At 42.4% G+C, this 23,403-nt stretch carries 20 protein-coding genes; 7 read left to right on the top strand and 13 right to left on the bottom strand.

The genetic code is table 11. The features are described from left to right. Window positions 1-52 precede the first annotated feature (52 nt). Window positions 53-1,945 (bottom strand): tetratricopeptide repeat protein, encoded by a 1,893-nt coding sequence (locus D1367_RS10930; protein ID WP_118166482.1) that lies wholly within the window; start codon window positions 1,943-1,945, stop codon window positions 53-55. Window positions 1,946-2,621: 676 nt separating this feature from the next. Between D1367_RS10930 and D1367_RS10925 the strand changes: the two genes are divergently transcribed. Together D1367_RS10925 and D1367_RS30705 are read left to right on the top strand one after the other, a co-directional pair. Next, window positions 2,622-2,870 (top strand): hypothetical protein, encoded by a 249-nt coding sequence (locus D1367_RS10925; protein WP_118166481.1) that lies wholly within the window; start codon window positions 2,622-2,624, stop codon window positions 2,868-2,870. A 197-nt stretch (window positions 2,871-3,067) separates the two neighbouring features. Further along, window positions 3,068-3,427 carry a hypothetical protein gene (locus D1367_RS30705; protein WP_181985141.1) on the top strand — a complete coding sequence of 120 codons (360 nt, stop codon included), beginning with the start codon at window positions 3,068-3,070 and terminating at the stop codon, window positions 3,425-3,427. On the opposite strand, the gene D1367_RS10915 is transcribed toward D1367_RS30705, so the two are convergent. The 3 genes from D1367_RS10915 to nfi all read right to left on the bottom strand — a co-directional run bounded on the left by D1367_RS10915 (window position 3,419) and on the right by nfi (window position 6,741). Further along, entirely contained in the window at window positions 3,419-5,374 is a 1,956-nt protein-coding gene (locus D1367_RS10915; RefSeq protein ID WP_118166480.1) for an FHA domain-containing protein, read from the bottom strand. The two genes, D1367_RS30705 and D1367_RS10915, sit on opposite strands and share 9 nt — an antisense overlap. A gap of 96 nt (window positions 5,375-5,470) precedes the next feature. Beyond that, window positions 5,471-5,989 (bottom strand): FHA domain-containing protein, encoded by a 519-nt coding sequence (locus tag D1367_RS10910; protein WP_118166479.1) that lies wholly within the window; start codon window positions 5,987-5,989, stop codon window positions 5,471-5,473. An 86-nt stretch (window positions 5,990-6,075) separates the two neighbouring features. After that, window positions 6,076-6,741, bottom strand: a complete 666-nt coding sequence (gene nfi, locus D1367_RS10905; protein ID WP_118171317.1) for a deoxyribonuclease V — start codon at window positions 6,739-6,741, stop codon at window positions 6,076-6,078. Window positions 6,742-7,093: 352 nt separating this feature from the next. Here nfi and D1367_RS10900 point away from each other — a divergent pair, with 352 nt between their 5' ends. The 4 genes from D1367_RS10900 (at window position 7,094) to D1367_RS10885 (ending at window position 10,073) form a co-directional block, all read left to right on the top strand. After that, window positions 7,094-7,615 carry a hypothetical protein gene (locus tag D1367_RS10900; RefSeq protein ID WP_118166478.1) on the top strand — a complete coding sequence of 174 codons (522 nt, stop codon included), beginning with the start codon at window positions 7,094-7,096 and terminating at the stop codon, window positions 7,613-7,615. A 182-nt stretch (window positions 7,616-7,797) separates the two neighbouring features. Then, window positions 7,798-9,282, top strand: a complete 1,485-nt coding sequence (locus D1367_RS10895; RefSeq protein ID WP_118166477.1) for a hypothetical protein — start codon at window positions 7,798-7,800, stop codon at window positions 9,280-9,282. Between the two features lie 123 nt (window positions 9,283-9,405). After that, window positions 9,406-9,639 carry a hypothetical protein gene (locus D1367_RS10890; RefSeq protein ID WP_118166476.1) on the top strand — a complete coding sequence of 78 codons (234 nt, stop codon included), beginning with the start codon at window positions 9,406-9,408 and terminating at the stop codon, window positions 9,637-9,639. Next, on the top strand, window positions 9,627-10,073 hold the full coding sequence (locus D1367_RS10885; protein WP_118166475.1) for a type II toxin-antitoxin system VapC family toxin: 447 nt from the start codon (window positions 9,627-9,629) through the stop codon (window positions 10,071-10,073). The genes D1367_RS10890 and D1367_RS10885 overlap by 13 nt, the downstream gene beginning before the upstream one ends. A 10-nt stretch (window positions 10,074-10,083) precedes the next feature. On the opposite strand, the gene D1367_RS10880 is transcribed toward D1367_RS10885, so the two are convergent. The 8 genes from D1367_RS10880 to purC all read right to left on the bottom strand — a co-directional run bounded on the left by D1367_RS10880 (window position 10,084) and on the right by purC (window position 19,211). Next, window positions 10,084-11,340 carry a DNA cytosine methyltransferase gene (locus D1367_RS10880; protein WP_118166474.1) on the bottom strand — a complete coding sequence of 419 codons (1,257 nt, stop codon included), beginning with the start codon at window positions 11,338-11,340 and terminating at the stop codon, window positions 10,084-10,086. A 109-nt stretch (window positions 11,341-11,449) separates the two neighbouring features. Beyond that, on the bottom strand, window positions 11,450-12,619 hold the full coding sequence (lpxB, locus tag D1367_RS10875) for a lipid-A-disaccharide synthase (protein WP_118166473.1): 1,170 nt from the start codon (window positions 12,617-12,619) through the stop codon (window positions 11,450-11,452). A gap of 265 nt (window positions 12,620-12,884) precedes the next feature. Next, window positions 12,885-13,703: an acyl-ACP--UDP-N-acetylglucosamine O-acyltransferase gene (gene lpxA / locus D1367_RS10870; RefSeq protein WP_118166472.1), complete on the bottom strand. Its 819-nt coding sequence runs from the start codon at window positions 13,701-13,703 to the stop codon at window positions 12,885-12,887. Between the two features lie 313 nt (window positions 13,704-14,016). Next, the gene (gene fabZ, locus D1367_RS10865) at window positions 14,017-14,547 is read right to left on the bottom strand and encodes a 3-hydroxyacyl-ACP dehydratase FabZ (RefSeq protein WP_118166471.1); all 531 of its coding nucleotides are present in this window, start codon (window positions 14,545-14,547) and stop codon (window positions 14,017-14,019) included. A gap of 92 nt (window positions 14,548-14,639) precedes the next feature. Next, a complete protein-coding gene (gene lpxC / locus D1367_RS10860; protein WP_118166470.1) occupies window positions 14,640-15,488 on the bottom strand; it encodes a UDP-3-O-acyl-N-acetylglucosamine deacetylase in 849 nt (282 codons plus the stop codon). A gap of 227 nt (window positions 15,489-15,715) precedes the next feature. Then, window positions 15,716-18,262: a BamA/TamA family outer membrane protein gene (locus D1367_RS10855; protein ID WP_118166469.1), complete on the bottom strand. Its 2,547-nt coding sequence runs from the start codon at window positions 18,260-18,262 to the stop codon at window positions 15,716-15,718. A gap of 56 nt (window positions 18,263-18,318) precedes the next feature. Continuing rightward, window positions 18,319-18,450, bottom strand: a complete 132-nt coding sequence (locus D1367_RS32760) for a hypothetical protein (RefSeq protein WP_267255522.1) — start codon at window positions 18,448-18,450, stop codon at window positions 18,319-18,321. A gap of 23 nt (window positions 18,451-18,473) precedes the next feature. Next, window positions 18,474-19,211: a phosphoribosylaminoimidazolesuccinocarboxamide synthase gene (purC, locus tag D1367_RS10850; protein WP_118166468.1), complete on the bottom strand. Its 738-nt coding sequence runs from the start codon at window positions 19,209-19,211 to the stop codon at window positions 18,474-18,476. A gap of 858 nt (window positions 19,212-20,069) precedes the next feature. Between purC and D1367_RS10845 the strand changes: the two genes are divergently transcribed. Beyond that, window positions 20,070-20,330, top strand: coding sequence for a DUF7219 family protein (locus D1367_RS10845; RefSeq protein ID WP_118166467.1), 261 nt, complete (start codon window positions 20,070-20,072; stop codon window positions 20,328-20,330). Window positions 20,331-20,382: 52 nt separating this feature from the next. Here the strand turns inward: D1367_RS10845 and D1367_RS10840 are convergent, their stop codons facing one another. After that, window positions 20,383-22,980: a GAF domain-containing protein gene (locus D1367_RS10840; protein ID WP_118166466.1), complete on the bottom strand. Its 2,598-nt coding sequence runs from the start codon at window positions 22,978-22,980 to the stop codon at window positions 20,383-20,385. Window positions 22,981-23,403: the final 423 nt, after the last annotated feature.

The following is a 23,403-nucleotide window of genomic DNA, read 5'->3' as shown; positions in this document are numbered from 1 at the left end:
ACGTCGCTACCGCTTCTCTACTAGAGGCTTCGCCAACGCTAATGCGTCTACGCTAGTGATATGCTTCTGTTAAAAAGTTTACATAATTTGCCCGAATTGTCATAGTAGTAGGATGATTTACACCTAAAGTTTGTTCACAAATTTTCAAAGCTTGCTCAAATAACGGTTTGGCTTTCCTGTAGCGTCTTATATTACGGTAGAGTGCTGCAAGATTATTCAGACTAATGGCGACATCAGGATGATTATCTCCTAGCAGGCGTTTACTCACTTCTAAAGCTTCTTGATACAAGGGTTCGGCTTTGGTGTAGCGTTCTGTAGATTCGTAGAGTTGCGCTAAATTATTCAGGCTAGTAGCGACATCAAGATGGTTCTCTCCCAGCAAGCGTTTTCTCAGTTCTAAAGCTTTTTTAAGCAAGGGTTCAGCTTTGCTATAGCGTCCTGTATAACAGTACAATGCTGCTAAATTGTTCAAGGTAGTAGCGACATGGGGATGTTCTTCTCCGACTAGGCGTTTCCACAGCTTTAAAGCTTGCTGATACAAAGGTTCGGCTTGGTTATAGTGTCCTATAGATTCATAGAGCAATGCTAAATAGCTTAAGGTAGTGGCGACATCGGTATGTTCTTCTCCCAGTAGCCGTTTTCTCAGTTTTAAAGCTTGGTGATAGAGAGGTTCGGCTTCGCTGTAACGTCCTATAGAATCGTAAAGTTGTGCTAAATTATTTAGGCTATTGGCGACATCAAGATGGTTCTCTCCTAGCAGGCGTTTGCTCAGTTTTAAAGCTTGCTGATACAAAGGTTCAGCTTCGCTGTAACGTCCTCTAGATTTGTAAAATCCTGCTAAATTGTTCAAACTAGCAGCGACATCGGTATGTTCTAAACCAAGACGATTTTGAGTCACTTCTACACACTGTTGCAACCAAGATTCTGCTTGCTGATAAAGTCCTTGACCTTGATAAAACCAGGACAATTTGGTAAACAGAATAATTAGATTTTCATCGCCCACATACTGGGATAGGTGGGTTGCAACTTCTGTAATGTGCGGGATATGTGGAGTGAGGTTGAGAATATCTTCAGGGTTAGGCTGTTGCGGAATTAGCTTTGCTACCTCTAACATCATCGCTGCAAAGTTAGTTTTTGCTTCATCCGCCTCATTTGACTTATCCAACTTCATTTGAAAAAGTTGCCGAGTTAGAAGATTTAGACGATAAATTCCTTTACTTTTGTGTTGTAGCAAATGCAATTGTAGTAAATCGGCTATGGCTTTCTGCCAAAGTTCTTGTTTTTTGTTATCTTCTATCGTCTCAAGAGATAAGGGAATGTCAGCTAATGCACACAAACTTAGCAAACAGCCAAAGCTTTGTGCATTTTCATCCAACTGTTCCCAACTTAATTCAAAAGCTTCAGCTACACCGGATTCATAAGATATCAATGAGTTAGCATTGACTACTGCTTCATGTTCCACTCGCTTTTTCTCTAGCCGCTTCAGTAGTGTTTCCAGAGACAACTCTGGTATTTTATCCAGATATTGCCCTACTAACTCTAACGCTAAAGGTGAATATCCCAAAAATTTACAAATTCTTCTCGCAAGCCAAGGTTCTTGTTGCAGTCGTTCCCGAACCACTAGCGTTTTTAATAATTTCATCGCCGCCAATGGTTTGATGACATCCAATTCGCTATTATATTTCACTTTCAGGTAAACTTGTAACGTTTCTAGTTTGTCCCGATTGTTAGAAATGGCTAACTCAGGATAACTCTGAGCGAACTTTTCATATATCTCACCCATCCACTTTCTGAAAGCAGCAACATCAACGTTTAATTCGCTGAGAAGTTTAGCTTCACTTTTTCCTAAATTTTCATTATTAAAATACTTTAGAAAGGCTGCTGTTTGCTCTAGAGATAAGCCATGAGTAGCAGCTTCTTTGGCTAGAAAATTAGCCCATTGCATAAATAGTTTATAAAGTTTATTTTTAATTCTACTTTGTCTTCATTTGGAAATATCCTCTCTTTGGGGGAAAAATACCATTTGCAATGAGAATCGAACCGCAGAGGCGCAGAGGACACGGAGGAAGAAATTAAGAGGGAGCGATCGCCCTTTGAAGTTAGAGTCGATGGCGATCGCTGCTAAAATTTTAACTACAACTTTGGTGTGATTTTGTGAAAGGGTGCGATCGTTAGCATACTTCTACAAAATCGTGGGTTTGGAGACGCGATAAATCGCCGTGTGTACAAGACGCCATAAATCGCCGTCTGTACAAGACGCCATAAATCGCCGTCTGTACAAGACGCCATAAATCGCCGTCTGTACAAGACGCCATAAATCGCCGTCTGTACAAGACGCCATAAATCGCCGTGTGTACAAGACGCCATAAATCGCCGTCTGTACAAGACGCCATAAATCGCCGTCTGTACAAGACGCCATAAATCGCCGTGTGTACAAGACGCGATAAATCGCCGTCTCTACAAGTGTTTTGGTCTTATCTGAACTGTATTGGCTTATGAGATTTATTCTCGATTCTACTTAATTTCTACCTTCTCTCTACTTTGTCTCTATTTCTATGGAATCTCTTCTTCTCCTGGCAGAAATACCATTTGCATAGAAACATTTAAAAGAGATTCAAGCCATGAAAACTGCCTTAACAACTCCAGCCAACTCAAATCAAACCACCCAAACTTCGCAATTAATCCCCGCCTCGCCAACATCGGTAGAGAATCCATCTACTTGGATGCGAGATGGATACAGCCCTACTGAAATCATCCTCGCGGCGGCAATTTTAACTTCATTGTCGATTGGGGGAATTGCCTCTGTGATTGTGGCGATTACGGGTTTAGTTAAAACTTTAGTACGCCCCACAAGCGAAAAAACAAAGTAGGCTTACTGGCAAAGGCAAATTCTTCGCTTCGTTGCTATCCCGCCTCTGAATCAATTCCGAGGCTAATAGCCTAAGTCCGTTGAAACGGACTAAATTGAATTAATTTGAGTCAGTTTTAACTGACTTATGCTGTTAGCCTGCGATTTGAATCGCAGGCGGACTGAAAATATCGCCCGTCACTTGAGCCACTTGAGCCTTTGAACCTGAACGTTGAGCCTTTGAACCTCGACGTTGCACCTTTTATCCTCAACGTTGAGTCTTTGAACCTCGACGTTGCACCTTTTATCCTCAACGTTGAGCCTTTGAACCTCGACGTTGCACCTTTTATCCTCGACGTTGAGTCTTTGAACCTCGACGTTGCACCTTTTATCCTCGACGTTGAGCCTTTGAACCTCGACGTTGCACCTTTTATCCTCAACGTTGAGCCTTTGAACCTCGACGTTGCACCTTTTATCCTCAACGTTGAGCCTTTGAACCTCGAAGTTAGGATTTGCTACTCAAAACAGCCAGATAAATACTCTATCCCTCCTGCGTCCTGCCTTCTTAAACTAAGGTGACTGATTTAACACCCACTTCACCCACTGCCCAAAGGAACTTGCAACATTCAACCTTTGAACTCCAGTAGCACGGGCGGCGGCGAGTCCATCAATGGCGACTAAGGCGGCGTACTGCAAGCCCAAAAAACTATCAACGGCTGCATAAGGGCCACCTAAAGTAATAGCTCCGGCAGCATACATTTGACCTCTATCACTACGCATTTCTACTAATTCAAAATTGTTCGCTACAGTCAATCGCCCCAAGTGATTCACTGGGAGGTTGTAATGTTTCACTAAATCTGCTATGAGGGGATTAGCATCTACCTTGGCATCCAGTCCAGTAGCGTCAACAATAAAGTCGGCTAGCAATTTCATTTCCCCAAAGCTTTGTTCTCGGATACGGGTAATAGTCCGGTTTTGGGCATCTCGTTCTACATCCAGCACCTCACCAAAGGTAATTTGATACCAGCCTTCGCTTAACCCTTGGGCAGTAATTTGCTGCCAGTCTTGGCGGTCTGCGGTGGTAGTTCCACCCCAGTCTGCTAGTAAACGTTTGCGTTCATCGGGGGTGGCTTTTTCTAACATTGCCCGGAGTTCGCCGCCCCAGCAGGCTTTAGGCCAGTTAAAGGGTTGAAATTCGTAATGATTTTTGACTAGGCGCTGGGTATTTTGAAATTTGTTGCCTTGAGGTTTAGGCGATCGCATTAAATGCAAAACTGCAATATTCCGATTTCTTTTTCTTGCTTCATAAATGCGCTGCACAATCCGCGAAGCTACAATTCCCCGCCCCCGAATCAACACCGTACCACCTTGTTGCTCTAGTTGCTCATAAACATGATCGTGAGCTTCATAAGCATTGACGACAGATTTAAAATCTTGATATTTTTCCCTATAAGCTTGCAAATCTGGGAGAAACTGAATTGCTGGATACCCAGTAGCTAAATGTAAATAACGACTAACTAAAAAAGCATAATTTCCTGGGGCGCGAGAATAGGCTATACAATATCTACCATCATCAGTTTTGCGAATTCCCCTAACTCGTCCATAGCGATAAATTTGATTCCAGCCAATGCGCTTCGCCTCTCTATCTATAGAATCAAAGACATTGCCCGCACGGGGTGTATAAGTTTCGGCAAATGTTGGTTCAGCAAACACTTGCCACAAATATTTGAATGCTGAGTTTATCTGTCCCTTAGTGAAATCGTGCCAAGCCTCACGCAAGGCATAACTAGGCCAGCCCCAAATATTATCAGGACAAGAGTCAGAATTAGAACGCAGTCTTTCATATAACGGAATTTGCGAATTTAAACAAAGGCGCTTGTAACGAGCATAAGGTTCCGCCTCTAATCCCAAAGCCACAATTTTGTCAGCCCGCACACCACTAATTCGCAGCAAATCAGCCCAAACAAAGCTACCCAGTCCTGCCCCGATCGCTAGATAATCAGATTCATCTACTGGTAATCCTGTAGCATGAAGTGCTTGCACAGCGACTTTTTGCGCCTGAAACGCTAGTGGTGGGAAATTACTTGCCAAGGGCGTTAGCGGCTGGACTACAGGCAAGCTGGGGTCTGGAAAATTGGTATTTGCATTGAAGTGAATCGTTGAAGGAAGACTGGTATCTGGTGCAGGGACGTTAACAGCAAATGTCACTGTTATTAAATAGGGGCCAATTTGCAACGTATCGCCATTAGCCAGAACACTGCGCGTTTGTGGTTGACCGTTGACATACACACCGTTAACGCTGCCTTGGTCAATCACTACTAGGTGGTCTTGTTCCCAGTCAATTAGGGCATGGTAGCGAGAAACTTCGTTACTGTTAAGCAGCATCCGAGAAACGCGTACTCCCCTAAGTTCAGCAGGTAAACGAGCGAATTCTCGACCAAAAGCGATCGGCATATTCAACCTTGGTTCTCGCCGTTCACCCGTCGCTGGTTCTTCCCAACTCAATTGGATTTGTTCATTTGTCATTTGTCATTTGTCATTTGTCATTTGTCATTTGTCATTGGGCATTGGGCATGGCAAAAAAATCTTGTACAGACGCGATTCATCGCGTCTCTCTTGTCTCTAATTCCCTGCTACCAACACACTCACAGCCGCAGCTAAAGATGTCCCACACCAATGACAGCCAATTTTGAGATTTTCTCCTGGGGAAACTTTATGACATTTGGGGCATTCTAAGCCATAAACTCCTGGCGGTGGTGCAGGGGGTGTTGGTGGATGTGGTGGCATCAAAATTGTTGCTGGAATACTAGCCGTGGAAACACTAGTAACATTGAGTTTTATTTGTCCCAAAGATATACTAGTGCCCTCACTTAAAAGCATTTCACCTTGGACTAATTGCCGTCCATCAATAAGGGGGGGATTTTGCGATCGCAAATTCCTAATATAAAAGCGCTGTTGCTGGTGATGAAAAAATATTTCGACGTGCAGTCCAGAGACAGTAGGGTGACTCAGAACAATATCGCACCGGAGTGGATCACGACCGATGCGAACAGTGCCAAGATTTTTACTTGGCTGTTGTTCGTAAATATTCTGAGTTTTATCTTGCCCTGCATCGTGCCACTGTAAAGTTAGTGCGTTCATGGTTAGCTACTTCAACTCCTTTCTGTGCGATTCCTAACACGATTGAGTCGGTGCAAGCAAGTATTTAGAAAAAACTTCAACAAGATTTATTTCGCCGATGCTAATTTATCAGCAATGCGCGTCGTTTCTGGTAGCCGATATTTGGGTGTGCAGCGTAATACATAGTCAATGGCTGTTGGTAAACTAATTCGATGACCACTGGAGATGTAAAGAGGTTTTACTCCTGTGCGCGATCGCAAAACTGCCCCAACCGTTTCACCTTTATATATAAGTGGTTGGCTGCTGCCTTTTGTTTCTGGCAATTCCTCATACTTACCTACTAACCTGGACTTGGCTACACCAATTGTCGGCATATCTATAAGCAACCCTAAATGGCTAGCTATACCCAATCTGCGAGGATGGGCAATTCCTTGACCATCACACAGGATGATATCTGGTGTTGTTTGAATCTTCTCTAGGGCATCGAGAACAGCTGGAATTTCCCGAAATGAGAGGAACCCAGGAACATAAGGAAAGGTTGTAGGACGGTGTGCTAGGCTTGTCTCGATTACTTGCAAATCAGGAAAATTCAGGACTGCGACAGCTGCACGGCTAATGGTTCCATCAGCTTCAAAACCCATATCCACTCCAGCAACGTACTGGATGGGTTCTTGCAGTTGATCCTCAGTAATTACTTGATCTCGCAGCTTTTCTTGGATAACTATGGCTTCTTCTAGCGTCGAAGGCCAAACATGATCTCGATAAAATTTCATATTTAAAATTTGAATTAAACTGATTAATATTAACAAGCTCTGCGGGTTTAAGTCCCCCGCTTCAATAAATAGGTAAATTTTGTATTGGGGTTAAAATTTTCATTACAAAACTTAATTACGAATTACGAATTACGAATTATTTTAATCCTGTTATGGCAAGCACAAAAACAAGAGTTTTTGATGTTGATGCAGGGAAAATCTATTTTTTGCAAAAGTCTGTGAATGACTATCTTTATCCTAGACATTTTAGCCCCGGTTAGCTGATATCTTGCATCATAATGTTACTTAAGGCTGTCAAGAGGGAATCCTGAGAATATAAGTTTATTTTTCTAGATTTTCTGTTTTACTAGTTATGACACAGCCAAATATTCTGGAACTTGCAAGACAGGGAGATGTACAGGCGATCGCATCTCTGATGAACCGCCACCTACAGCCCAAAGGGATCACCGCACAGGTAGCCTTACAAGATGCTTGCTTGGAGGTAATACTAGAATCTACCCAAGTACTAAATCAGCAAATTTTAGTTGCATTTATCCGCAAAGGGTTAACCGCTTTAGGGTCTGCATCTATTGAAATAGTGAAAGTTTATGGAAAACAAACGGGTCAAGAGTTTCCAGCTTGGAGTAGAGAGTTTAATTTAGGCATAGCAGAAGCTGAATTAGTAGCAATAGATGATGAACACTCTTCTAGTAATCCTCAAAGTCTAACTATTTGTATTAACTTAAGCGGCGATACTGCCCAAGGATTAACAAACCAAGATTTTGAATTGATTGCTAATCAAATCAGCAGTGATATTTTATCATCTTGTTCTGAGGTTTTTATTCAAAAAGTAAGTATTACTAATGGTAGTTCTGTAATTACAAAGGAGCGCTAATGTTTAAGGCTCACCCAGAGACGCAGAAAAATAGTCTAAAATTGGTGTTTTTGCAGCAATTATAATAAATTAAAGTATATTTTCACCATAAGACTTTTAAGATTTTTAAAATGTTGTTTTTACCTGTAAATGGGGAACCCTGAGATAGAAGATATTTTCTTAGGTTTTCGGATTTATTGGTTATGACACAGCCGAATCTTTTAGAACTTGCTAAACAGGGAGATGCACAAGCGATCGCATCAGTAATTAATTATCTTCTGCAACCAAAAGATATTACTGCCAAAGTAGTATTGAAAGATGGTTGCTTACAGGTAATGCTGGAATCTTTTCAAGTACCGGAGCAAGAATCATCAGTCACTTTTATTCGTAAACTAATAATAAAGTTAGAAGCTATATCTATTAAGTCCGTAAAAATCTATGGAAAAGGCAAAGGACAAACCTCAGTAGCTTGGATAGATTATTTACATTTGACTCCTGAGAATGAGGAGATTAAAAAACATTCCAGTATTTTAGAACTAGCTAAACAGGGAAAATACGAAACACTCTCTCAAATATGGCCAGTTTGGTTTCCTTATCCTAGTTCTTGGTTTAGGGCGATTATTCTAGTTCCCATAGCATTTCCTGGCACACGTTTAATAGTTTTTGGATTGGCAGGAGTATTTATATCACTTCTCGGCAACAGCCCTATATTATTAATATTTTCTGTTTTATTCGGCTTATTAATACCAACCATTTTCTTAGGCTTTATATACCATATTTTCTGGTTTATTTGGCAAAAGCCTAAATTATCTAATAAATTACCTAAATGGATACCTACCTTGAATAGTTTATGGGCAGGTTTCTATGGCACAGTGGTTATGGGATTATCTTTTATGCTAATCCTAACTATTTTTTCGGAATTAGCTTTTTCTAGTTGCAATTTGTACAATAAAATACCAGAATATTTCAATGGTTGTACAGGGCATTTAACAGGACACGCAACAAACGGAATTTTTTACAGTATTGAAAATAATGATTTTTTAAGTCAACGTTGGTTCATGATTTGGATGTTCACTGCCGCCTATCTTTACCAATTAGAACATTTATTGATAAAACGCTTCATTCCTAAACTGAAAATTCTACTCCAAAACTTACAAACTAGACCTAAAAGCTACAGTGTTGATCGCACAGATTTAGAAATTGACAGATTACGTGGTGATATGGGATTAACCCAAATCAAAAAAGGTAAAAAGCCCCATTTACTTATACTATCTCAAGATAATTATCAAAAGCCTAAAAATTTAAATAAAAAACTGTTGATAATTATGCTCATTCCTTTGGTTGCTATTGGAATATATTTATTAGCAAACATTCTTAAAATAAAAGAAAAAGTACCAACTTCTATAGCTTCTCCAGTGATGTCACCAAGTCCATTTGTAACAGCATTCACGCCTCAAACTGATACATTCCGAGAGGCAGTCAGTAAAGCAATTAATGCAGCTAACCTGACTCAATTAGCAAAATCTCCAGATGAGTGGAAAACAGTTGTGAGTCAGTGGGAAGCTGCGATCGCACTTATGAAAAGTGTGCCATCTTCTAGCCCCAATTATATAGTAGCTCAACAAAAAATCATCGAATATCAGAGAAATCTAAACTACGCTGAGAAAAATTCTCTTGGGAATAAGTAAAGCGATCGCACCTCAAAGCTAGACTAAAAAAAGCAGTGCGTAGCTTGCCGCCGTAGGCATCGCTCTTATTCTTACCTATACTGATGAAATGCGATATTCCGACACTAATGAGGATAAATTATCATGCTTAATGGACTCAGGCAACAGGCGATCGTCAAACCTGGTGGTGTAGTAGAAATCTGTTCTCCAGAACTTCCAACAGGTGCAACTGTCGAGGTGATAGTACTTCTGGAGTCACCCCCAAAGCATTCAGAAAAGCCTCTAACTAGCTTTATCGGATCTGCTAGAGGCAGTTTTGCCACACCCGAAGAAGTGGATAAGTTTATTCGCCAAGAAAGAGATGCATGGGAATTCTAGATGCTATTCAAGGCACACGAATCTACCTCGATACAAACATTTGGATCTATGCTTTAGAGGGATATCCACCATTCGTCCAAGATTTAACTCAGTTATTCCAAAGGATTGATCAAGGTAACTTGAGTGTAGTAACTAGTGAATTATCACTCGCTGAAGTATTGGTAAAACCTTTCCAAAATCAGAACTTAGCTCAACAGACAACTTACAAACAACTGATTAGTAATTCACAGAATTTAACAGTGATTCCTGTCAGTCGTCAGGTTTTAATTGAAGCTGCTCAACTCCGTGCCAGTATTAAGATTAAATTACCAGATGCTATCCATGCAGCAACAGCATTATTGACTCAATGCTCTACTTTTCTAACCAATGATCAGCGCTTTCGGAGTGTTCCTAATCTATCAGTAATTTTGCTTTCTCAAATTAATTCTCCCTAGCAGTGTATTTTTACCAGTCACGCTGATAATATTGTGCCGCTTGCGACATATTAAATTGTAATAGCTTCTCCTCCCTCAACTTGTATCGCAAACTCGGCTTAAAAGGTGAAATATTCAAACTGCGAATAATTTCCGCCGCCACAGCCTTTGCTAGTAGCGGTGGTACAGAATTACCAACTTGTCGAAATCCATGCCATTTGGTTACATGAAATCTAAACCAATCTGGATAAGAATGCAATCTCGCCGCTTCCCTAACTGTAATACAGCGCGGCGTAATTGGATGAATCGGTCTTGGAGATGTGAAAGAACCCCTATACTTATCTGTTCCGGCTCTTAAAGTATTACAGACACCAGCAGGATGCAGCTTATAAAAACGACTAATTTTTTCTCTCTCGCCTTGTTGAGTTTCCTGAAAACGTTGAATAGTTTCCGCAGAATGTTTTGTCCTTAAACTTGAAGAAAGTATTCGCAAATCATATTCTCGTTTATAAGAATAATCATCATTTAGGCATTTGATACCGCGAAGTACAAGAGCATAATTACTAGGTTTTTCGTATTCTGCTACAACCCAATCTCTTGTTAGTAACTCGGAATATTTTTCTATTTCCGGTAAATCTCCAATTGCATCCAATACTGTAGGACTCAATGGGATATCAGATATTTTTTTAGAATTTAAATTATTTGGTAATGCTTGTTTAGTAATTGGGTGAGGATATTTCGGCAACTCTACATCCTCTCTTGCACCTATGAGAAATAATCTCTCACGAGACTGTGGTACTCCGTAATGTGCAGCGTTGAGAACTTGGTAGTTTTCTTCTACTTTATAGCCGTGAATTCTAAACTCGCTAATTAAGGATTGGAGGATTTGTTTATGTTCGCCAACTGTAATCCCCCGAACATTTTCCATGACAAAAAACTTTGGTTTTAGCTCAAAAACGAGCCGATGAAAGTGAAACACCAAAGAGTTTCGGGGATCATCAATAGCCCGTTTCCCAATTAGAGAAAACCCTTGACATGGTGAGCCACAAATTACCACATCAATTTCGCGATCGCCAATCTCAGACCGATGCCTAATTTCTTCCCCAGTTATATCCACAACACTTTTACATAACACTGAGCAATAAGGGAAGTTAAACTCATGTGTTGCACAGTGGATCGGGTCAATTTCCACAGAGGCTAGGACATCAAAGCCAGCTTGTTCAAAGCCAAGAGTCATACCCCCTGCACCGGCGAATAAGTCAACAGCGATCGCTCTTTGTTTTTTCATCTCATAAGCTATGACACCTCTAAAGAGATTGGGATTGGGTATCACGTATTAAATATACAAAATTTTCCCTACTCCCACTTTGTACAGACGGGATTAATCGCGTCTCTCCCTACTCCCCATTCCCCGCCACCATTTGCAAAATTTCTTGAGCAACGCGATCGCAAACCCCAACTTCTCCTAAACTTTGCCGCATTTCTTGATAATCCGCCAAAGTTTGCTCTCTGCGACTGGGATTGAGTAGCAGTTCCATCGCCGTTTGGATAATATTCTCTGGTGTGGCTTGCTCTTGTAAAAATTCTGGCACAATCGGCTTCATCACTACTAAATTAGGTGGTGATGCGAAGGTTATAGAACCTTTGAGGATTTTACGAGCTATCCAAGCAGTCAAAGAACTTAAGCGGTAAACTACAACTTGCGGCACATTTAACAGGGCAAGTTCTAAATTCACGGTACCAGATTTACTAATGGCTAAATCAGCAGCAGCAAAAACTTCTATTTGTTGACCTGATATAATTGTCGCCCGTAAACCATAACGCTCAATAGCCTGCTCAATTGGCTGTCTATAAACTTCCAGCGACAGGGGAATCCAGAAATGAACTTCAGGTAATTTCGCTTGAATAGTTTGAGCGGCTTGAAAAATAATTGGTAAAAGATATTTTAGTTCTTGGCGGCGAGAAGCGGGGAGGAGTGCGATCGCAATTTGTTCTGGTGCAATTCCCAGTGTTGCACGGGCTGCTTGGCGACTAGGAGCATCTTGCATTCGGTCAACCAAAGGATGCCCTACCCAAGTAACTTTTGCTCCTTTCTCCTTAAAGTAACGGGCTTCTTGTGGGAAAATTGCCAACAGCTTATCTGTAAAACCAACAATCCGGTTAGTTCTTCGCAAACTTATTGACCAAGCCCACTCTTGGGGAGCAATATAATACACCACAGGCACATTTGGTAATTGCTGTTTCATATAAGTCCCAATTTCCAGATTGGGAGTCATATAATCGATCAGCACCACCAAGTCGGGTGGATTTTGTTTTAAGAAAGCGATCGCCTGACGTTGCACCTGGAGAGTCGGTAAAATATAAGGCAGCCCTTCTAGAATACCCATTGAGCCAATACTACTGGTATTTCCCAACAGAATTGCCCCAGCCTCCACCATTTTTTCGCCACCTAGCGCCACAATCTCTAATTCCAACCCAATCGCCACAGCTTGACGCTTCAGCGCTGTAATTAGCAGCGACCCTTGTAAATCGCCAGACACTTCGCCAGTGCTGATAAATATCCGCATTTGATAATTAAAATTAGGAAATAAATAGTTAGGAAAAAATAGTGAGGAGTGAGGAGTCAGGAGTGAGGAGTGAGAAGTGAGGAGTGAGAAGTTATGAGTGAGGAGTGAGAAGTGAGGAGTTAGGAATGATACAGTGAAGGGTTAGCAGTTAAATTTAATTTATCAACTCCTAACTCATAACTCATAACTCCTAACTCATAACTCCTAACTCATAACTCCTAACTCCTAACTCCTAACTTATAATTCCTAACCCCTAACTTATAATTCACGACTCATCACTCACGCCTTTTTTTCCCCTACCGGGAATCAAGCCACGCCTTCCTGGCATCTGAGAAAGTAGCAGAAAACGGCGCAAATGCTGCAACTGTTCGCTATTCCCTAACAATTCCAACTGTTCTAAAGCATCCTTAAAGGGCAAATCAGAACGGTAGAGAATGCGGAAGGCTTTTTTCAGCATAAGCAAATCTGTAGAATCCATACCAGACCGTTTAAGTCCGACAAGGTTGAGGGTTCGTACCCGCGCTGGATTTCCCTCCACTAGCATATATGGGGCCACATCCCGGTCAATCCGTGCCATGCCTCCCACCATTGCCTGTCTACCAATATGTACAAATTGATGGACACCTAAAACCCCACTCAGCCTAGCGCGTGACTCTATATGCACATGACCCGCCAACGCCACAGAGTTAGCAATCACTACCTGGTCTTCAATCACGCAGTTATGAGCCACATGGACATAAGCCATCAGTAAGTTACCATCGCCAATTACCGTTGCTTCACCAGCACCAGTAGCGCGGTTAATAGTAACGTACTCACGAATTAAGTTGTTATCACCAATTTTGACCCAGGTTGGTTCTCCCACAAACTTCAGATCCTGGGGTTCCATGCCGATGGCTGCACCTGTAAAAATCTGATTTTGCGCCCCAATTTCACAAGGCCCCTCTAGCACGGCATGAGCGCCGATTATTGTTTCAGGGCCCACTTTGACATGCTCTCCAATCACAGCATAGGCACCGACTTGCACTGTATGGTGGAGTTCCGATTTCGGATGAATTACAGCAGTTGGATGAATTAGCGTTTTCAAGGGTGAATCTCCAGAACTGTCTTGATAAGCCAGCGCCGGGTGGGGTTTTTAAAGCAGTGCGTTACCCTGGTTAAGAGAGTTATACTGACTGCCGTCCCATTGAAGCGACTGGCATTGTTGAGCGATAAGTATTTCAGTGAACGAAAGTGTCGGGCAAAGCAAGTTAAGTGTGTTCGTGAGTGCGTCTCGTAAAGAGGGCGTCAAAAATCAAGAAATTATTCAGATGCTGTTGTGGATTTTTGTCAACTGTCATCCTTTTTCAGGATTCAGTAAGGGCATTTCACGGCTATGCCAATACCACGAAAGCAAACTTTTAATTAACTAGAGAAAACATTAATTCCCCTTCACAAGCAAGTTGACCGTCAACTTCGGCACGACCTTGCATCTTACCGAAACGACGTTGTTTTACCCATAACAGTTCCACCGTCATTACTAGTTGATCTCCCGGTACAACCTGGCGGCGAAAACGAACTTTATCGATACCAGCAAAGACGAACAGTCCGCCTTCTACTGAAGACATTTGAGTTAAAACAATGCCCCCAACTTGTGCCATTGCTTCGACAATTAGTACCCCTGGCATCAGTGGTCGTGCTGGGAAATGTCCTGGGAAATGGGGTTCGTTGATAGTGACGTTTTTTACTCCAACAGCTTTTTTACCTGGAGCGTAATCAATTATTTTGTCTACAAGTAAAAATGGGTAGCGGTGGGGTAGCAATTTCTGAATTTCTTCAGATGTAAAGGTTGTTTTAATCTCAGATACGATTGTAGTCTCATTTATAGCTTCTGATTCGGTAGATGTAGGTGTCGTCGTATCGATGGTATTCACTTCAGTGAGGATTGACATTGGCCGTGTGGTTAATTTTTTATCTGAAAGTTGAGTAGGCAGGCGTATGTCGAAAGCCTTAATAATCCTAGATTGTAAACTTTAGATCAAATCTAAAATCCAAAATCTAAAATTCTCTGAGCCAGTTGAATGTGTAAATTGTGGCTGGCTTTATACGCTAAGAAATGAGCAATAGGAAAAGTTCCTAGTAAACTTAAATCTCCTACTAAATCCAAGATTTTATGACGGACTGGCTCATTTGCAAATCTTAATGGTGGATTTAACCACCCTTCTGGCCCACAAACGAGTGCATTATCCAAACTGCCACCTTTAATTAACCCTGTTTTTTGTAAGTGTTCAATTTGATGCAGTAACCCAAAAGTCCTGGCGGGAGCAATTTGTGCAGCAAAGCTAGCAGAAGCTTTTTCTAGTTCAGTGGTTCGTGACCAACTGTGCCATTGATTACCAATGGCGGGCAGGTCAAAATCAATACCGTAACTAAAGCGGGTTTCTGGTGCTGGGAGGGCACATACAAAGGCATCTCCTTCGTAGACCCATATTGGTTCTGTAATAGCCTTAGGAACTTGGTGGTTAACGGGTTGTGATACTAAGCCAACTTGGGCAATGTTGGTTGTCCATACACTTGCTGAACCATCTAAAAGTGGAACTTCTGGGCCATCAATCTCAATCCGGGCATTATCCACACCCATACCCGAAAGCGCAGCCAACAAATGTTCTACCGTGCGGACGGATACCTCACCCTTACCCAACTGAGTTGAGAGAACAGTGTGACTAACTGCCGCAACTTGGGCTGGAATGATCGGCAAATCCGGTAAATCTACCCGCACAAAGTAGCGTCCACTTCCCGCCTCAGCTGGTAGTATCCGCACCTGGGTACTCACACCGCTATGCAATCCCACCCCTACTTGGGTGATTTGGGCTGCTAGAGTGTGCTGTTGCATAGCCGAAAAGTCAGTATATTTCCTTTAGTATTGTTCATCGTCTGTTTTGGTAAAATCCCTGATATTCCCCTGAAAATGTCATTAATCCCTTTATCGGAACAGTATTGAGGTAAATGTCAAATTTAGCAAGCAAATCCAAAAAAGTTAATTGTCCAAAGTCCAATTGTGATTCACTAATGACCAATGTACAGACGCGATTAATCGCGTCTCTACTGACTAATGACAAATTAAAACCTTTCGCCAATACCGAAATTAATTCGGCTATCACCATCATCGTTGATACCGTAGTCAATCCGAATTGGCCCCAGTGGAGACTGGACGCGAACGCCGAGACCATAGCCGTAGCCACTACCATTTTTGTTCAAAACTTCAGCCGCCCTAGTACTAGTTCCCAAATCGCTGCCGAGATCAAAAAATAGTGCGCCACTGACTACTGAAAAAACTGGAAACCGATACTCAACTGATGCTTGCACATAAGAGCGCCCACTAGCTAATGCTCCTTCTTCATAACCCCGGACTGAGTTGCTACCGCCAATGGTAAAAGCTTCGTAAGGAGGCAAGTCACCAAGGATAGTTCCTGCTTGCAGGTTAAATGCTAAGGTTTGTGCGCCTTTGGAGAGGCTAATCAGCTTGATAGGTAAATATTGACTGTAGCTCCCCCGCAATCTGGTGAGCAAGATGTTGCCTAGCCCGACGGGAACCGATTGATCGACCCCGAAGCGGAGATAAGAACCGCTAGTGGGTTGCAATGGGTTATTACGGAGATCGCGCTGTAGACCGACTTGCAATAGTAGTAAATCGTCTTGCCCTCCTGGAGATTCGGTCAGTGGAATTGTGATTGGTTGATCATTGCTGGTGGGATTTCCATTTTCGTCGATGGGAATTCCATCATCATTAAATAGACCTCCTGTTGGTCTGAGATTGCCATCAGCATCACGGGCAGAAACTCGTTGATACTGTATACCTGCTGAAGCAGTCCAGACGGAAGTTTTGTAAGGATTAGCTGACAGGGGACGGGTAAAGGTGACACCACCACCTAGCCGGAGAATACGGGGGCGATCCTGAGCATCTTCATTATTGACGTTGTTTGGTTCAAAAGTCCTAATATCCTGATCTTTACCATCAAAAATCAACGAAATCGAACTGCGGCGAAAAAGATTGGTTGTGTAGGAAGTCCGGTAAGGATCTCCGGCAATCCAGGGGTCTGTAAACCGCACATCAAACAGCAGTTCCCTTTCTCCCACCTGTACTTCTGCCCCCAGTTTTTGGTTTCTACCGTTCAGGTTTTGCTGTTGATAGCTTACTGTTCCAAAAAGTCCGCTAGCAGAACTAATACCTGCCCCAGCCGCAATCGAACCACTACTGCGTTCAGCTACATTCACGACTACATCCACCTTGCTGGGGTCAGTACCAGGGTCAAGGGAGACATTCACATCTTCAAACAGTCCTAGTCCATACACGCGCTGTAAGTCTCTTTGCACTGTGTTGCGATTGAATACTTGTCCTGGCTTTAACTCCACTTCTCGCGTAATGATGTAATCTTGTGTCCGTCCCCGAATTGGTTGTCCTTTCTCGTCTGTCTCCTGACCATCTTTATTGCGGAACCGGACTCTAATGTTTTCTACTACACCTTCTGCTACTTGCAAGGTAACAACTCCGTTTTCAGAGACTTGGGGCGCTCCAATCACGTTAGCTAGTACGTAACCTTGGTCTTGATACCGCTTGTTTAACTGCTTGATGCCTTCCTGCAAGTCACGCAAGTTGAGGATTTTGCCATACTGCTCCCGAAATACTTCATCTACAGTATTAGCTGGGAGTACAGAAGCAACACCAGTGCCAGGGTTGGCTTGCACTTCTACCTTGCTTAAAACAGGGTTAGGCTGCACAACAAAGCTGACCCGCACTCCCAAGGGGGTATCTTCTGGCGCTGCTTGCACGTTGGAGAAGAAGCCAGTACCAAAGATGGCGTTAATATCTTCTTGCAGTTGGCTGCGGGTTGTGGTTCGTCCTGGTTGGGTACGAATTACTTTGTAAACTTGGTCTTCCAGTCCTGCTGGTAGTTGCCCAGCCTGCGCTCTAACTACTACTTCCGACACCAATACGCGGGGGTCATTGGCTTCTGGGGCTGCGTTGGGTTGAGTATTTTCTGGAGTTGTCGGCGGGTTAACATTCTGCGGACTGGGAGTCGCACCTGGGCTTGGAGCAGGTGTTCTTTGTTGACCATTTGGGAATGGAACATCGGGAGCGGTAGATGGTTCTGGAGTTGTGGGTGATAAAGGTTGCGTTGTCGGTGGGTTGACATTTTCTGGGACTGGAGTTGGGGAAGGCGTTGGGGAAGGCGTTGGTTGTTGAATTTCTGGCGGTGGAATGTCTAAAGTGGGAGACGGCTGTTGAGTAGGGTTAGGATCTATTGGAGGGGTTTGTGCAGTTTTTGGCGTTGTGGAGGTTGGCACGATTACCTTTGGGGTTGCTGCATCTACGCCCGCACTTCGGCTGCGCTCAGTGACCACCGCAGGCATCGCTCCTGGATTGCCAGGGTAAACTGCGACAATGCGAGATTTCTCCGCCTCTATAACCCTTATGGCATTAGGTCGAGATTCTAAATTTTTACTATCAACCTGACCAGTATCCTTTTCTGGCTGCTGATTTGTTTCTATTGTCAAAACTTCTGTTGTCTGTTTTGAACTGTTGGCGGTTTCTGCATTTGCACTCAATGAACCGCCCAAAGGGGCTGCAATTGCTACTGCTGCCAGCAACATGGGAGATAAACGCATTTTACTTATAATTCCTCTTCACGACCACACACACACAAATAGTCATTAGTCATTAGTCATTGGTCAGAGACGCGATTAATCGCGTCTGTACAATGGCGATTAATCGCGTCTGTACAATGGCGATTAATCGCGTCTGTACAAGGTCGTTGGTGAATAACCAAGGACAACTGACAAAGGACAATCCACACGAGTTTAATTGATTTTTACCCACTTAATTATTACTCTCTACTGCTTTTAGCACTCTTTGTAAAACCTCCTGGTAGGCATCTTCTACATTTCCTAAGTCCCGGCGAAAGCGGTCTTTGTCCATTACCCGGCGGTTTGAGTCTTCTTCTGCGGTATCCCATAAACGGCAGGTGTCGGGGCTAATTTCGTCTGCCAAGAGCAACTGCTGGTGTGAGTCCAAACCAAACTCTAGTTTGAAGTCTACTAGGGTAATGCCGCATCGTTGCCAAAAGTTCTTGAGAAATTCATTGATTTGCAATGCTAGATGTGTAATTGCATCTACTTGTTCCGCAGTCGCTAGTTCTAGCAGGTACAGGCGATCGCGTGTCAATAAAGGATCTCCTAACTGATCGTTTTTGTAATAAAACTCTACCAACGGCTGTTTTAGAATTGTACCCACTGGTAACCCTGTTTGCTGACACAAACTGCCAGCAGCAATATTTCTGATAACTACTTCTAAGGGTAAAATCTTTACTGCCTTCACCCGCATCTGATTCGGGGCAGGGCTGTCGATAAAGTGAGTTTTTATACCATAAGCCTCCAACTGTTTAAAAAGCTGGCTGGAAATGCTACAATTAATTTTTCCCTTCTCTTGGATACTGCCACGTTTTTGGGCGTTAAACGCGGTGGCGTCGTCTTTAAAATCGGCCAACAAGACTTCCGGATCGTCTGTTGTATAGAGAATTTTGGCTTTGCCTTCGTATAACTTGGAATTAACAGACATGGTGGCAGGTAAAGTTCTAGGCGATGGACAAAAGTTGTCCTTTGAGGCTTCACCATTTTATCTTTAGTTATTAACTATTAGCCATTGGTGATTATTTAGGAGGGTGCGGGGACACGGTTAAAACAATTCGCAATTCGCAATACCTCGACTTACCTCGGCACAAGTTCGCAATTCGCAATTACGTTTTGTGACGGGGATTTAGATTTAGGCATTCAATTCGCGCTGCTTGATAGAAGCAGGGGACTTAAACCCCTACCACTTGTTAATTGGGCAGAGGTCTATGGAAGGAACCCGTAACGTAGGAAAAGAGCAGAGGGGCACAGAGGAAAATCTTCCCCCTTTGCTCTGCTTAACCTTTCCGTGTTTTTGGTCACGCCCCAGCAGAAAGTTGCTAAAGATTCCCAACTGAATTTCTAACTTTTAACAGATGACAATTTGCTTTAACGCATAGTATGTTTGCCTAAGTACTTTTACCCGCAAAAATATGTAATTATTTTTGCAAACAATGATAATTAATAACAATATAAAATACTGGTATATTTTTTTGGCATGTAACTCAGGGTTTCAACTGAAGTTAATTACAGTCAGAAATTCATAAATTAAAATGAGATAAATTGACGACTGGGAGGTAAGTCAAATATTATCTTTAGCAGAAACTTTTTTTGTAACTTTTACAGTAAGAGTGTTTCAAGCTTTATTTTCTAGTCTCAAAATCCAAATCAATCAATTCCCGCATCATTAATTGGAAAAGGAGTTTGATGGTTTGAGTTACCGCAGTGTTACAACAGTGCGGTAGCTAATGATTCAGCTTTAGAGATTCAAACACAAGGGGAGTTGAATAAATTGGAGAACAAAATAGTGAACAAGGATGATTTTCTTTACCCTCGCGGCCGCTACTATGGCCAGGTGAAGCCAGAAAACTTGGTTTTTAATGCAAATTTACAAGAATTTGCCCAACGAGTAAGCTACATTTGCAATTTAGAAACAGGTGGAAAACTGCCTCCAGGTGAAGCTTACGAACAAATAAAGGATCTATGGAAACAGTTGAAACACTCAAAAAAAGAGCTAAGAATTGGCGAAGATCCGTTTCAGGATGATCAGGGGGAGGTTGAAGAGTGAAGGGGATAAGGGGAAAAACTATACCCAATGACAAACGACTAATGACTAATGACTATTTAGTAAGCATTGTCCAAATACCATCCCAGGACTCTGGGGGCGGCGCTTGTTGGTAATTACGCGCCCGTTCTAGGTGGATATCAACAGCTTGGTCTTGGGGTTGGATGCATTTGGCGGCTTCAAAACAGGCGATCGCTTGTGAGAAGTTGCGCGATAAATAAGCCGCGCGTCCAGTATGATAATGAAATAAAAATTCTTGAGTGTTGGCATCTAGGGGGGTGGTGCGATCGCCAATTAACTCGTAGATATTTACAGCCTGGTGTTTCCCTTTGACTCGAATTTTATCTAACTGGCGCACCCAAATGCGATCGCTGCAAAGCTGATAAGTAAATTCGCTTAGAATTATATCACAACCATAATCCTTAGTTACGGCTTCCAAACGCGAACTTAAATTTACGCCATCTCCAATTACGGTGTAATCCATTCGTTTGCGGGAACCAATATTACCCGAAACCACATCCCCAGAACTAATCCCAATGCCAATATGGATTTGTGGCTGCGCCTGGATAATTCGCCGTCGGTTAAATTCCTCTAACCGTTGTCGCATATCTAAGGCCGACTGCACAGCCCTCCAAGCATGATTTTCTGTCAATGGTAGCGGCGCACCAAATACCGCCATTAAGGCATCACCAATAAATTTATCAAGAGTGCCTTCGTGGTTAAAAACCGCCTCTACCATCGTTTCAAAATACTGATTGAGCAGCAATACTACTTCAGCTGCACCAAGATTTTCTGTAAGTGTGGTATAGCCTCGGATATCAGAAAACAAGATGGTTACTTCCTTGCGCTCACCCACCATTAAAGCATCTTCCCCCAAAGCCATAATTTGCTCGGCTACATGGGGCGTTAGGTAGCGGGACATGGTAGTTTTCATCCGTTTTTCCTGGCTGATGTCTTCTAACACCACCAAACCACCCCGGACACCGCCTTCGGGGTTAGTTAGGGGATTAACAGTTAGATTCGTGCTGCGTTCTAATTTTTGTACTTCATTAGCGGTGAGAAACTCAGATTGGGAAGTGAGGGGTAAATTCCAGGGAATGAACACATCGGGATTAGTGCGATCGCGGACTGCTAAAATTGAGTCCTGAGTCCTAATTTTTGATTCTTGAGTCTCACTTTTAACTCCTAATTCTTCACTATTAACTTGAGAAATTCCTACTATTAAACTTTGCTCTGGCACATAATGTTTAGCTCCAGTTTTTAAACTATCTTCTAACCGCATTTGGAGATTTTCAATTGGCACAACTTCCCAAACTAGCCGACCAATCAAATTTTGTTCCCACGAAAGCTTGTTGTTTTTACTATTAGCATCTTTTATAGGACAGCCCAGCAACTCTAGCGCCGCATCATTAATCGTAACAATGCGTCCTGCCATATCTGTAGAAATCACCGCATCTGATAAACTTTGTAAAATATCTTTTTGATACTGTTTTTCTAACAGCACATTTTCAAATAGACGAGCATTTTCTAAAGCAACTCCTGCCTGAATATTAAAAGCCCGCATAAATTCTTCATCAGAAGCGGTAAAACTGCTTTGTTGTTTATTAATTAATTGTGTAACGCCTATTAATTCATTTGCCGAATTAAATACTGGCAAACACAGGATACTACGAGTTACATACCCAGTTTTTCTATCTGTAGTCGGGTCAAAGCGGGGATCTTTATAGGCATCGGAAATATTTAAAGCTTCACCAGTAGAAGCCACATAGCCAGCAATACCACGATTAGCGGGAATGCGGATTTCTATCAAGTTTGTTCCATCCGCCGCCGCCGCAACTTTCGTCCAGAGTTCGTTCATCTCTTTACGATATAAAAATAGTGTGCTGCGGTCTGCTTGCATTAAAATTCGAGCTTGCTCCATGACTATTTGCAAAGTTGCTTCTAAATCCAAACTTTGCCCCAGTGTCTGAGTTGCCCGCAATAAAGCCGTTGCGCCTCGTTGATTACGAGCGGCTACATAAAAAGATTGGCAGCTTTCCAGAATAATACCAATAGAAGCGGCGAAGTCTCGAAAACGTTCTTCATCATCAGAATTAAACGGAACATTCCCGGTTTTATTAGCCAGTTGCACTACTGCTACAGTCTGGTTTTTGCTACTGGTAACAGGCATACATAAAATATTATGGATTTTGTAGCCCATTTGTTTTTCAAGTTCTGGACTAAATAAGGGATGAGTAGAAGTTTCAGATATATTTAGATATTCACCTGTACTGGCAACATGACCAGGAATACCCACTGTAATGGGAGTCCGAATTTCTAAGAATTTTTGGGTATTATCTTGGGGAACTTTTGACCACAGTTGACCTTTGTCATAGTCAACTAAAAAAATGGCTGTGTGTTCTGCTTGTAGAATTTGACCAATTTTGAGTGTGATAGCTTCTAGTACCTTCTCCAACATAGTTTCTAGAGCTTCATTATTGATCAGTTCAATAGCTCTAAGAAATTGCTGGAACTCAGCAGTTATGAAGTCGAGTAAGCAAACAAATTCATTAACAGATAAGTCTTTAACACGACGCAGTAAGGCATGAGTATGATTAACTTGAGTCAGTTCAGTTAATGTAGCCAATACGCTGCCAGGGTTGGGGAGTGTCACGTCGCTTTGCTCCGAATTCAAAAGTCAAAATTCAAAATTCAATAATTTTTAATCCCCATAAATAAATGGGCTTGTATCATTAGTCTGTTTCGGTCATAGGAATTTTAGATTTTAGATTTTGGCATTGGTTATTAATTCTTCTCCCTCATCTCCAGGGCTATTTCGTTCTAGTACCGCAAGGCGGAATTCAAAATTCACGCATTCACGCATTCAAAATTAAGACAGAGTAAGCGTTCCGTTGATTTTGAATGGTCTGTTTATTTACGCCGCGCTGTACTAGATATAAACCGCCCAGAACTAAAGTTCAGCGGCTCATAGCCTAACTCCACGCTTGGTGGACTAAAAGCCTTTATTAGTCGTCTTTAGACGAATGAGTGCTATTAGCCTCAGAATTTATTCTGAGGCGGGCTAGATGAGAATCAA

The organism is Nostoc sphaeroides (genome assembly GCF_003443655.1).
Lineage (GTDB): Bacteria > Cyanobacteriota > Cyanobacteriia > Cyanobacteriales > Nostocaceae > Nostoc > Nostoc sphaeroides.
The sequence above is the reverse complement of the archived record's forward strand: the minus strand, read 5'-3'. Positions and strand labels throughout refer to the sequence as shown.

Coding starts and splice junctions, on each gene's coding strand:
- D1367_RS10930 (WP_118166482.1), bottom strand. CDS start 1,945: ATGCAATGGGCTAATTTTCTAGCCAAAGAAGCTGCTACTCATGGCTTA.
- D1367_RS10925 (WP_118166481.1), top strand. CDS start 2,622: ATGAAAACTGCCTTAACAACTCCAGCCAACTCAAATCAAACCACCCAA.
- D1367_RS10915 (WP_118166480.1), bottom strand. CDS start 5,374: ATGACAAATGAACAAATCCAATTGAGTTGGGAAGAACCAGCGACGGGT.
- D1367_RS10910 (WP_118166479.1), bottom strand. CDS start 5,989: ATGAACGCACTAACTTTACAGTGGCACGATGCAGGGCAAGATAAAACT.
- nfi (WP_118171317.1), bottom strand. CDS start 6,741: ATGAAATTTTATCGAGATCATGTTTGGCCTTCGACGCTAGAAGAAGCC.
- D1367_RS10900 (WP_118166478.1), top strand. CDS start 7,094: ATGACACAGCCAAATATTCTGGAACTTGCAAGACAGGGAGATGTACAG.
- D1367_RS10895 (WP_118166477.1), top strand. CDS start 7,798: ATGACACAGCCGAATCTTTTAGAACTTGCTAAACAGGGAGATGCACAA.
- D1367_RS10890 (WP_118166476.1), top strand. CDS start 9,406: ATGCTTAATGGACTCAGGCAACAGGCGATCGTCAAACCTGGTGGTGTA.
- D1367_RS10885 (WP_118166475.1), top strand. CDS start 9,627: ATGGGAATTCTAGATGCTATTCAAGGCACACGAATCTACCTCGATACA.
- D1367_RS10880 (WP_118166474.1), bottom strand. CDS start 11,340: ATGAAAAAACAAAGAGCGATCGCTGTTGACTTATTCGCCGGTGCAGGG.
- lpxB (WP_118166473.1), bottom strand. CDS start 12,619: ATGCGGATATTTATCAGCACTGGCGAAGTGTCTGGCGATTTACAAGGG.
- fabZ (WP_118166471.1), bottom strand. CDS start 14,547: ATGTCAATCCTCACTGAAGTGAATACCATCGATACGACGACACCTACA.
- lpxC (WP_118166470.1), bottom strand. CDS start 15,488: ATGCAACAGCACACTCTAGCAGCCCAAATCACCCAAGTAGGGGTGGGA.
- D1367_RS10855 (WP_118166469.1), bottom strand. CDS start 18,262: ATGCGTTTATCTCCCATGTTGCTGGCAGCAGTAGCAATTGCAGCCCCT.
- purC (WP_118166468.1), bottom strand. CDS start 19,211: ATGTCTGTTAATTCCAAGTTATACGAAGGCAAAGCCAAAATTCTCTAT.